The following is a 10143-nucleotide window of genomic DNA, read 5'->3' on the forward strand; positions in this document are numbered from 1 at the left end:
TCAGGTTCGATTCACAGCGCTTTGCGGCATATCGTCGGCGGCGCTCAGTTCGCGCACCGCAATATAACGTTCGCTGCGACGGGTGCGATCCAGCACCTGTCCTACCAATTGGCCACAGGCGGCGTCGATGTCTTCACCACGGGTGGTGCGTACGGTGACATTGAAGCCGGCCTGGTGCAGTTGATCCTGGAAACGACGGATGGCGTTGTTGCTCGGCCGCTCGTAGCCAGAATGGGGAAACGGGTTAAACGGAATCAGGTTGATCTTGCATGGGATGTTCTTGAGCAACTCGATCATCTCGACGGCGTGTTCGACCTTGTCGTTGATGTCTTTGAGTAAGGTGTACTCGATGGTCAGCACGCGCTTTTCGCCCAGGGACGACATGTAGCGCTGGCAAGATTCGAGCAGCATCTTAAGCGGATACTTTTTGTTGATCGGCACCAATTGGTTACGCAATGCGTCATTAGGTGCGTGCAGCGACAACGCCAGGGAGACGTCGATGTGCTTGGACAGCTCATCGATCATCGGCACCACGCCGGAGGTCGAGAGGGTCACACGGCGCTTGGAGATGCCGTAGCCCAGGTCGTCCATCATCAGGTGCATGGCCGAAACAACGTTGTCGAAGTTCAGCAGCGGCTCACCCATGCCCATCATCACCACGTTGGTGATGGCACGGTCGACGGTTGCCGGGACGCTGCCAAAGGATTTGTTGGCAATCCACACCTGGCCGATGACTTCGGCGGCCGTGAGGTTGCTATTGAAGCCTTGCTTGCCGGTGGAGCAGAAACTGCAATCCAGGGCACAGCCTGCCTGGGACGAAACGCACAATGTGCCGCGCTTGCCCTGGGGAATGTAAACGGTCTCGACGCAGCTGCCGGACGCCACACGCACCACCCACTTACGGGTGCCGTCGCTGGAAATGTCCTCGCTGACCACTTCGGGACCACGGACCTCAGCAATGGCCTTGAGCTTGTCGCGCAAGGCCTTGCTGACGTTCGTCATGGCGTCGAAATCGTCGACGCCAAAGTGGTGAATCCACTTCATTACCTGACCGGCACGGAAACGCTTCTCCCCGATTGAGTCGAAGAATTTTTCCATTTCCTGTTGAGTCAGACCCAGCAGGTTGGTTTTTACAGTCGATGTAGTCATGGATTCACCTTCACTCTTAAGCCGATGCTTAGCGAGTGGTTACTTCAGTAGCTGCGAAGAAGTACGAGATTTCGCGAGCGGCAGCGGCTTCGGAGTCCGAACCGTGTACAGCGTTGGCGTCGATGGATTCAGCGAAATCGGCACGGATGGTGCCGGCAGCTGCTTCTTTAGGGTTGGTAGCGCCCATCAGCTCACGGTTCAGAGCGATAGCGTTTTCGCCTTCCAGCACCTGAACGACAACAGGACCGGAGATCATGAAAGCAACCAGGTCACCGAAGAAACCACGCTCTTTGTGCTCAGCGTAGAAGCCTTCAGCTTCAGCTTTGGACAGTTGCTTGAGTTTCGAAGCTACCACCTTCAGGCCGGCTTTTTCGAAACGAGTGGTGATCTCGCCGATGACGTTTTTTGCAACAGCGTCAGGCTTGATGATGGAGAAAGTACGTTGAACAGCCATGGTGTAACTCCAGAAACGGTAATTTACGAAAAATTAAACCCGCGAATTATACGCGGGTTATTGGGTATTGCCTAACTGCGTAAAAAGGCGGTTCAGTCTGCTTCTTCGATCCACAGGCCTTGAATCGCCTCCAGAACCTTTTCGCCGCCCCGGTCCGGGACGTCGTCAAAGTCAGGCAGCTCCAATACCAAATTACGCAACTTGACGAAGTTGACCGTTAGAGGATTGACCTCAGGGTGAGCTTCAGCAAGTTGTATAGCGATTTCTTGTACATCAACCCATTTCAGGCTCATGACATTTCCTTGAATCAATGCGGCGCTTCGGCTGCATGGTTGAGCGAATATTTCGGGATTTCTACAGTGAGATCTTCAGTTCCCACTCTCGCCTGGCAACTCAGGCGCGATGTCGGCTCAAGGCCCCACGCCCTGTCAAGGTAGTCTTCTTCCAGATCGTCGGCCTCGTTGAGGCTATCAAAACCTTTACGAATGATGCAGTGGCAGGTGGTACAGGCGTTCACGCCACCACAGGCACTTTCGATCTCGATGTGGTGGTCATGGGCAACTTCAAGAAGGGACTTGCCGGTCTCAGCCTGCACGACCATGCCATCCGGGCAATGCTCGGCGTGCGGTAGAAAAGTGACCTGCGGCATCAGTTATTCCTCAATTTCATTCAGGTTGCGGCCCGCCAGCGCGGCTTTAACCGTCTGATCCATACGGCGGGCGGCAAAGGCATCGGTGACTTGCGACAGGCGCTTGGTCTGCTGTTCGATGGCATAACCATCGTTACCTTTCATCAGTTCGGCCAATTCCTGCATCTGCAAGTCAATGACCATGCGTTCTTCAGCGTCCAGCAGGCGTTCGCCATCGACATCCAGGGCGCCCTGCACCGCCTCGAGCAGACGCTGGGCGTCCACTTGCTGTTCGCGCAACACCCGGGCGACCTTGTCGTCACTGGCGTGCTGGAACGAATCCTTGAGCATTTTGGCGATTTCGCCGTCGGTCAGGCCGTAGGACGGCTTGACTTGGATGCTGGCTTCAACACCCGAGCCCAGTTCACGCGCAGCCACATTGAGCAAGCCATCGGCGTCGACCTGGAATGTCACGCGAATCTTCGCCGCACCGGCAACCATCGCCGGAATGCCGCGCAGTTCGAAGCGCGCCAGGGAGCGGCAGTCACTGATCAGCTCGCGCTCGCCTTGCAGCACATGAATCATCATGGCCGTTTGGCCGTCTTTGTACGTGGTAAAATCTTGGGCACGGGCAACGGGGATGGTGGTGTTACGTGGAATCACCTTCTCCATCAGGCCACCCATGGTTTCCAGACCCAGCGACAACGGAATCACGTCGAGCAACAACAATTCGCCGCCATCGCGCTTGTTACCGGCCAAAGTATCGGCCTGGATGGCTGCACCGATGGCAACTACCTGATCCGGGTCGATTTCAGTCAACGGCTGACGACCAAACGCCTCAGCCACGGCCTCTCGCACGCGCGGCACACGGGTGGAGCCACCGACCATCACCACAGCCCCTACTTCTTCCAGCTCGATACCGGAGTCGCGCACGGCACGGCGGCATGCCTTGAGGCTGCGGGCAACCATCGGCTCGATCAGCGCATCGAAGGTCTCGCGAGTCAGTTGAGCCGACCAGTCGCCGTAGGAAACTTCAACGGACGCGGCGTCAGTCAACGCCTCTTTCGCCGCACAGGCAGTTTGTAGCAGGTTGCGCTGCGCGCCCGGATCGAGATCGGCGGACAAGCCCGCGCCGCTGATGATCCAACCCGCGATGGCGTGATCGAAGTCATCACCGCCCAGGGCACTATCGCCGCCGGTGGCCAGCACTTCGAACACACCACCGGTCAGGCGCAGGATGGAGATATCAAAGGTGCCGCCACCCAGGTCATAAATAGCGACCAGGCCTTCGGCGTGCTGGTCCAGGCCATAGGCTACTGCGGCCGCAGTCGGCTCATTGAGCAAACGCAGCACATTCAGACCGGCGAGCTTCGCCGCGTCTTTGGTGGCTTGGCGCTGTGCGTCATCGAAGTACGCGGGCACGGTAATCACCGCGCCAACCAGCTCGCCACCCAGGGTGGTTTCCGCGCGCAAGCGCAGCACCTTGAGAATTTCCGCCGACACTTCCACCGGGCTTTTTGGGCCCTGGACGGTGTCGATAAACGGCATATGGGACTCGCCGCCAACAAAGCGATACGGCAGTTGATCGCCCAATTGCTTGACGTCGGATAGCCCACGGCCCATCAGGCGTTTAACAGAAAGCACCGTGTTGAGCGGGTCGGCCGAGGCCGCGAGCCTGGCTGATTCGCCTACTTCGACGCTGTCAGCGTGGTAACGCACGGCGGACGGCAGGATCACCTGGCCATCGGCATCGGGCAATGGCTCAGATAGGCCGCTGCGCAAGGCAGCGACCAGGGAATTGGTGGTGCCCAGGTCAATCCCCACCGCCAGGCGTCGCTGGTGCGGTTGTGGGCTTTGGCCGGGTTCGGCGATCTGCAGTAGAGCCATGGTAATCAGGTCTTATCTGTCTATCAGGCGTGCAACGGGGCAGCACTGGGTTAATCGTCGAGGCGCTCTTCTAGCTGGCGCACTTCGTAGGAGAGTTTGTCGAGAAACTGCATGCGCCGCATCAGGCGTTCGGCCTGTTCGCGTTGCGCTGCATCATCCCAACAGGCTGCGAAGCTTTCGTTGAGCTCATCCTGGGCCGTTTTCAGGCGTCGCTTGAAGACCGCGACGCCCGCCAGATCGGCGTCGTCCTGCAAGTCTTCCAGCTCCTCGCGCCACTGCATCTGCTGCATCAGAAAGTCGGGGTCATGCACGGTGACTTCCAACGGCAACTCGCCCCCGTTCATCGCGAGCAGGTAGCGCGCGCGTTTCGGCGGACTCTTGAGGGTCTGATAGGCTTCGTTGAGGCTGGCCGATTGCTCCAGCGCCAGGCGCTGCTCACGCTCGGAAGCGTCGGCAAAGCGGTCCGGATGCACCCCACGCGCCAACTCTCGATAGCGCGTGGCAAGCTGCTCAAGGTCGAGCCGAAAGCTCGGCTGCAACTCGAATAAAGCGAAATGACAAGGAGTACCCACGAGTAGCCTCAGATGTTGAAGCTTTCGCCGCAGCCACATTCACCGCGAACGTTGGGGTTGTTGAACTTGAAGCCTTCGTTCAACCCTTCCTTGACGAAATCGAGTTCGGTGCCGTCCAGGTAGGTCAGGCTTTTAGGATCGATGATCACCTTCTCGCCGTGACTCTCGAACACCTGGTCTTCCGCCACTACCTCGTCGACAAACTCCAGCACGTAGGCAAGGCCGGAACAGCCTGTGGTGCGAACACCCAGACGAATCCCCTCACCTTTACCGCGCCCATCCAGGGAGCGTCGCACGTGCCGCGCAGCCGCTTCTGTCATGCTGATAGCCATCGTTGACTCCTTACTCGTCGCCAAATGCTTAGATCAAGCCTTTCTTCTGCTTGTAGTCGCGAACGGCGGCCTTGATGGCGTCTTCAGCGAGCACGGAGCAGTGGATTTTCACGGGCGGCAGCGCCAGCTCTTCAGCCAGCTGGGTGTTGCTGATGGTGACAGCTTCATCCAGGGTCTTGCCTTTCATCCATTCGGTCGCCAGGGAGCTGGAGGCGATGGCCGAACCGCAACCGTAGGTCTTGAACTTAGCGTCTTCAATCACGCCAGCGTCGTTGACCTTGATCTGCAGGCGCATCACATCGCCGCACGCGGGAGCGCCGACCATGCCAGTGCCGACATCCGGGTCTTGCGCGTCCATCTTGCCGACGTTGCGCGGGTTTTCGTAGTGGTCGATGACCTTTTCACTGTAAGCCATGGTACTGAATCCTCACTCATCAGGGCCGCTCTGAAACCCTGTAGAAACGCCTGCGTTTTCCGCCACGTTCCTACAGAGCTGGGGTGGCGGCTTCTATAGTTAGTGTGCCGCCCACTCGATTTTGGAAATGTCGACACCGTCTTTGTACATGTCCCACAGCGGCGACAGCGTACGCAGTTTGTTGACCGCTTCGCAGACTTTCTGCGCGGCGTAATCGACTTCTTCTTCGGTGGTGAAACGGCCAAACGTAAAGCGGATCGAGCTGTGCGCCAGTTCGTCGTTGCGGCCCAGGGCACGCAGCACGTAGGACGGCTCAAGGGAAGCCGAGGTGCAGGCCGAACCGGAGGAAACCGCCAGGTCCTTGAGCGCCATGATCAGCGACTCGCCTTCGACGTAGTTGAAGCTCAAATTCAGATTGTGCGGTACGCGGGCGGTCATGCTGCCGTTGATGTACAGCTCTTCAAGGTTCTCGACCTGTTTGAAGAAGCGATCGCTCAACGCCTTGATGCGCACGTTTTCAGCAGCCATGTCTTCCTTGGCTACACGGAACGCCTCACCCATGCCGACGATCTGGTGGGTCGCCAGGGTGCCCGAACGCATACCGCGCTCATGACCGCCGCCGTGCATGGTGGCTTCGATGCGCACACGCGGCTTGCGGCTCACGTACAGCGCGCCAATGCCTTTGGGGCCGTAAGTCTTGTGCGCAGAGAACGACATCAGGTCGACTTTCAACTTCGACAGATCGATATCGACCTTGCCAGTGGACTGCGCCGCATCGACGTGCAGCAACACGCCCTTGGAGCGGGTCAGCTCGCCGATCGCGGCGATGTCATTGATGGTGCCGATTTCGTTGTTAACGTGGATCACGGAAACCAGGATGGTGTCTTCACGCAGCGCGGCTTCGATCATGGCCGGAGTGACGATGCCGTCGGTGGTCGGCTCCAGGTAAGTCACCTCGAAACCTTCACGCTCCAGTTGGCGCATGGTGTCGAGGACAGCCTTGTGCTCAATCTTGGTGGTGATCAGGTGCTTGCCCTTGGTCGCGTAGAAATGCGCGGCACCCTTGATAGCCAGGTTATCGGACTCGGTGGCACCGGAGGTCCAGACGATTTCACGCGGATCGGCGCCGACCAGATCAGCGACCTGGCGACGAGCGTTCTCGACCGCTTCCTCGGCTTTCCAGCCGAAAACGTGGGAACGGGAGGCCGGGTTGCCGAAGTTTCCGTCAACCAGCAGGCATTCGCTCATCTTTTGCGCGACACGCGGATCAACCGGGGTGGTCGCTGAGTAATCAAGGTAAATCGGCAATTTCATGGACTTTCTCCTAAATCAGGCTGGCTGGCGTGCCGTTAGCTCTGCGGCTGTCACTCGACGGCGGACGCTTCAATCTTGTCCAGACGCGGCGCCTTGGTGTTGCAACGGCGCTGGTCCTGACGCTGGGCTACTTCTTGCACCTCACGGCGAGTCACAAGATCAGCCAAGCTGATACCACTCAAAAACTCATGGATCTGCAGGCTCAAATCACACCACAAGTGATGTGTAAGGCAGGTATCGCCGGCATGGCAGTCACCCAACCCCAGGCATTTTGTGGCATCGACCGATTCGTTGACCGCGTCGATTACCTGGGCTACCTGAATGCCCTGCATGTCGCGGGACAATTGATAGCCACCGCCCGGCCCACGCACACTGGAGACCAGATTACTGCGGCGCAATTTGGCGAACAGTTGCTCAAGGTAGGACAGGGAAATGCCTTGACGCTCGGAGATATCGGCCAGGGACACCGGCCCAGTTTGCGCGTGCAAGGCCAAGTCGAGCATGGCAGTCACCGCGTATCGGCCTTTTGTAGTCAGTCTCATGGACAAGTACCAAGGTGTTTCAGAATGGGAGCAAGTATGCGATTCCCGAGTATTTAAGTCAACTATAAGACCTAGTACTTTAGTCAGGATTACCCGTAAAAAGGGCGCGCGAATCATAGCAGGATGGGGTTGGATCGAACAGCGAGAACAGGATCGACCAGGAATTCCGAGACCAATGGAGCCAAAAACTGGGAGGGCTCGCCCCTCCCATGGGGTTTGGTGGCTTCAGCCGGCCTTCGTGACAGCTTCGTCCTTGATTTCGGCGAAGTCCTCTTCACGCAGCTCTGGCAGATCTTTCGCACAGTAAGTGCTACCCAGCTCCTTCAGTGCACCGCACATACCATCCAACTTTCCATCCACCGCTTGCAGATGGTCGAGCAACTGGCCGATGGCGCGTGCGACCGGGTCGGGCATGTCTTCGCTGACGCCATACGCGTCGAAACCGATTTTCTCGGCCATGGCCTTGCGCTTGGCCTCTTGCTCATCACCGACTTCCGGCTTGACGATGATGCGCCCCGGAATACCCACCACCGTGGCGCCAGGCGGAACCGCCTTGGTCACCACAGCATTGGAGCCCACCTTGGCACCAGCGCCGACCGTGAACGGACCAAGCACCTTGGCGCCCGCCCCGACCACCACACCATCGCCCAACGTAGGGTGGCGCTTACCTTTATTCCAACTGGTGCCGCCCAGGGTCACGCCTTGATAAAGCGTCACGTCGTCGCCGATCTCAGCGGTTTCACCAATAACGATGCCCATGCCGTGATCAATGAAGAAGCGCCGCCCCACCTTGGCGCCCGGATGAATCTCGATCCCGGTCAGCCAGCGACCGAAATTCGACACCAGCCGCGCCAGCCATTTCCAGCCCATATTCCACAGCGCACCGGACAGACGATGGATCCAGATCGCGTGCATGCCCGGATAGCAGGTCAGCACTTCAAAGGCGTTGCGTGCAGCCGGGTCACGGTGAAAAACACTCTGGATATCTTCTCGCAAACGCTCGAACATTTTTAATCCTTCCGCTTGAGGAGTTCGCCACGGGCCGCTTTCTGGGTTTCCGTGAGGATGCCACGCAATATATTCATTTCCGCCCGGCTGACCGAGCTGCGCCCGTACAGGCGGCGCAGGCGCGCCATCAAGTGCCGCGGTTTTTCAGGATCGAGGAATTCGATGGCCACCAGAGTATGTTCCAGATGCTCATAGAATCGCTCCAGCTCGTCCATGGTGGCCAACTCACCACTTTTAGTGGACGCCACTTCATCCTTCTCGACCTTGCTCGGCTGCCCTTCGGCGGCCAGCCAGGCCATGCGCACTTCATAGCTCAATACCTGCACCGCCGCCCCCAGGTTCAGCGAACTGAACTCGGGGTCTGACGGAATGTGCACATGAAAGTGACATCGCTGCAGCTCCTCATTGGTCAGGCCGGAATCTTCACGGCCAAATACCAAGGCGATTTCAGCGCCGCCGGCCGCCTCCTCCACCACCTTGGTCCCGCACTCTCGCGGGTCCAGCAATGGCCACGGGATACGACGGTCGCGGGCACTGGTGCCCAGCACCAGGTTGCAACCGACCAAGGCATCTTCCAAGGTGGCGACGACCTGGGCCTTTTCAAGGATGTCATTGGCGCCCGACGCGCGCGCGTCAGCCTCGTGGTGCGGGAACACACGCGGCTCGACCAGCACCAGGCGCGTCAGCCCCATGTTTTTCATGGCTCGCGCCACCCCACCGATATTGCCGGGATGACTGGTATTGACCAAGACGACACGAATGTTTTGCAGCAAGGGAGGCGCTCTCGGACACAGGAAAGGGGAGCAAATCTTACAGAACAGCCTAAGGTTATGCCATGAAAGCGAACGTCGTCCTTCACCTGAAGAAAGTTTCTGCTAGAATGCCCGGCTTTCTTTAACAACCTTAGGTGACACATCCATGCAGCCCATGCTGAATATCGCGCTGCGCGCCGCCCGCAGCGCCAGTGAATTGATCTTCCGCTCCATCGAGCGCCTGGATACCATCAAGGTCGACGAAAAAGACGCCAAGGATTATGTATCCGAGGTGGATCGCGCCGCCGAACAGAAAATCATCGATGCACTGCGCAAGGCCTACCCTACCCACGGCATCCTCGGCGAAGAAACCGGTTTGCACAAAGGCAGCGGCGAAGGCGAAGACTACCTGTGGATCATCGACCCACTGGACGGCACCACCAACTTCCTGCGCGGTATCCCGCACTTTGCCGTGAGCATTGCCTGCAAATACCGTGGCCGTTTGGAACACGCGGTTGTACTCGACCCGGTTCGCCAGGAAGAATTCACCGCCAGCCGTGGCCGTGGCGCCCAGCTCAATGGCCGTCGCCTGCGCGTCAGCGGTCGCACCAGCCTGGACGGCGCTCTTCTGGGCACTGGCTTCCCATTCCGTGACGACCAGATGGATAACCTGGAAAACTACCTTGGCATGTTCCGCGCCCTGGTTGGCCAGACCGCCGGCATCCGCCGCGCCGGCGCTGCCAGCCTGGACCTGGCCTACGTTGCCGCCGGTCGTTTTGACGCGTTCTGGGAGTCGGGCCTGTCCGAGTGGGACATGGCCGCAGGCGCACTGCTGATTCAAGAAGCAGGCGGCCTGGTGAGCGACTTCACCGGCGGTCACGACTTCCTGGAAAAAGGCCACGTCGTTGCCGGTAACACCAAGTGCTTCAAGGCAGTTCTGACGGCGATCCAGCCGCACCTGCCGGCCTCGCTGAAGCGTTAAGCGAGCGAGCAAAAAAAAGCACCCTTCGGGGTAATGCCAGTCAGTTAAGCCTTCTCGCTTGACCTTTGGCCGCAAGAAATCAAAATCCGATGCCTATACTGGCATCGG

13 protein-coding genes are annotated in these 10143 nt (G+C 58.6%); 1 reads left to right on the plus strand and 12 read right to left on the minus strand.

The features are described 5' to 3' along the window. The 12 genes from rlmN to trmJ form a co-directional block, all read right to left on the minus strand. Window positions 1-1149: a 23S rRNA (adenine(2503)-C(2))-methyltransferase RlmN gene (rlmN, locus tag ACFZPT_RS12875; protein ID WP_034100424.1), complete on the minus strand. Its 1149-nt coding sequence runs from the start codon at window positions 1147-1149 to the stop codon at window positions 1-3. A gap of 28 nt (window positions 1150-1177) precedes the next feature. Continuing rightward, complete coding sequence (gene ndk, locus ACFZPT_RS12880) at window positions 1178-1603, minus strand: nucleoside-diphosphate kinase (RefSeq protein WP_034100426.1); 426 nt, start codon at window positions 1601-1603, stop codon at window positions 1178-1180. 92 nt (window positions 1604-1695) lie between these two features. Next, window positions 1696-1896 carry a Fe-S cluster assembly protein IscX gene (gene iscX, locus ACFZPT_RS12885; RefSeq protein WP_034100428.1) on the minus strand — a complete coding sequence of 67 codons (201 nt, stop codon included), beginning with the start codon at window positions 1894-1896 and terminating at the stop codon, window positions 1696-1698. Between the two features lie 14 nt (window positions 1897-1910). Further along, window positions 1911-2252, minus strand: a complete 342-nt coding sequence (gene fdx / locus ACFZPT_RS12890) for an ISC system 2Fe-2S type ferredoxin (RefSeq protein WP_034100430.1) — start codon at window positions 2250-2252, stop codon at window positions 1911-1913. A 3-nt stretch (window positions 2253-2255) separates the two neighbouring features. Further along, a complete protein-coding gene (hscA, locus tag ACFZPT_RS12895; RefSeq protein ID WP_034115035.1) occupies window positions 2256-4118 on the minus strand; it encodes a Fe-S protein assembly chaperone HscA in 1863 nt (620 codons plus the stop codon). 50 nt (window positions 4119-4168) lie between these two features. Further along, entirely contained in the window at window positions 4169-4690 is a 522-nt protein-coding gene (hscB, locus tag ACFZPT_RS12900; RefSeq protein WP_034100433.1) for a co-chaperone HscB, read from the minus strand. An 8-nt stretch (window positions 4691-4698) separates the two neighbouring features. After that, window positions 4699-5022: an iron-sulfur cluster assembly protein IscA gene (gene iscA / locus ACFZPT_RS12905; protein ID WP_010565230.1), complete on the minus strand. Its 324-nt coding sequence runs from the start codon at window positions 5020-5022 to the stop codon at window positions 4699-4701. A 28-nt stretch (window positions 5023-5050) separates the two neighbouring features. Then, window positions 5051-5437: a Fe-S cluster assembly scaffold IscU gene (gene iscU / locus ACFZPT_RS12910; RefSeq protein ID WP_034100437.1), complete on the minus strand. Its 387-nt coding sequence runs from the start codon at window positions 5435-5437 to the stop codon at window positions 5051-5053. Window positions 5438-5536: 99 nt separating this feature from the next. Further along, window positions 5537-6751, minus strand: coding sequence for an IscS subfamily cysteine desulfurase (locus ACFZPT_RS12915; protein ID WP_034100439.1), 1215 nt, complete (start codon window positions 6749-6751; stop codon window positions 5537-5539). 50 nt (window positions 6752-6801) lie between these two features. Then, window positions 6802-7293 (minus strand): Fe-S cluster assembly transcriptional regulator IscR, encoded by a 492-nt coding sequence (iscR, locus tag ACFZPT_RS12920; RefSeq protein WP_379555281.1) that lies wholly within the window; start codon window positions 7291-7293, stop codon window positions 6802-6804. Window positions 7294-7518: 225 nt separating this feature from the next. Then, a complete protein-coding gene (cysE, locus tag ACFZPT_RS12925) occupies window positions 7519-8301 on the minus strand; it encodes a serine O-acetyltransferase (RefSeq protein ID WP_034100442.1) in 783 nt (260 codons plus the stop codon). A gap of 2 nt (window positions 8302-8303) precedes the next feature. Then, window positions 8304-9074 carry a tRNA (cytosine(32)/uridine(32)-2'-O)-methyltransferase TrmJ gene (gene trmJ, locus ACFZPT_RS12930; RefSeq protein ID WP_034100444.1) on the minus strand — a complete coding sequence of 257 codons (771 nt, stop codon included), beginning with the start codon at window positions 9072-9074 and terminating at the stop codon, window positions 8304-8306. Between the two features lie 145 nt (window positions 9075-9219). Here trmJ and suhB point away from each other — a divergent pair, with 145 nt between their 5' ends. Then, on the plus strand, window positions 9220-10035 hold the full coding sequence (suhB, locus tag ACFZPT_RS12935; RefSeq protein ID WP_003175971.1) for an inositol-phosphate phosphatase: 816 nt from the start codon (window positions 9220-9222) through the stop codon (window positions 10033-10035). Window positions 10036-10143 lie beyond the last annotated feature (108 nt).

The organism is Pseudomonas sp. MD330_10, assembly GCF_042610415.1.
In the GTDB taxonomy this organism is placed as follows: domain Bacteria; phylum Pseudomonadota; class Gammaproteobacteria; order Pseudomonadales; family Pseudomonadaceae; genus Aquipseudomonas; species Aquipseudomonas rhodesiae.

Bases quoted from the DNA above. Each gene is read 5' to 3' on its own strand.
- hscA (WP_034115035.1), bottom strand. From the start codon at position 4,118: ATGGCTCTACTGCAGATCGCCGAACCCGGCCAAAGCCCACAACCGCAC.
- iscU (WP_034100437.1), bottom strand. From the start codon at position 5,437: ATGGCTTACAGTGAAAAGGTCATCGACCACTACGAAAACCCGCGCAAC.
- suhB (WP_003175971.1), top strand. From the start codon at position 9,220: ATGCAGCCCATGCTGAATATCGCGCTGCGCGCCGCCCGCAGCGCCAGT.
- cysE (WP_034100442.1), bottom strand. From the start codon at position 8,301: ATGTTCGAGCGTTTGCGAGAAGATATCCAGAGTGTTTTTCACCGTGAC.
- rlmN (WP_034100424.1), bottom strand. From the start codon at position 1,149: ATGACTACATCGACTGTAAAAACCAACCTGCTGGGTCTGACTCAACAG.
- iscA (WP_010565230.1), bottom strand. From the start codon at position 5,022: ATGGCTATCAGCATGACAGAAGCGGCTGCGCGGCACGTGCGACGCTCC.
- fdx (WP_034100430.1), bottom strand. From the start codon at position 2,252: ATGCCGCAGGTCACTTTTCTACCGCACGCCGAGCATTGCCCGGATGGC.
- ACFZPT_RS12915 (WP_034100439.1), bottom strand. From the start codon at position 6,751: ATGAAATTGCCGATTTACCTTGATTACTCAGCGACCACCCCGGTTGAT.
- iscX (WP_034100428.1), bottom strand. From the start codon at position 1,896: ATGAGCCTGAAATGGGTTGATGTACAAGAAATCGCTATACAACTTGCT.
- ndk (WP_034100426.1), bottom strand. From the start codon at position 1,603: ATGGCTGTTCAACGTACTTTCTCCATCATCAAGCCTGACGCTGTTGCA.
- iscR (WP_379555281.1), bottom strand. From the start codon at position 7,293: ATGAGACTGACTACAAAAGGCCGATACGCGGTGACTGCCATGCTCGAC.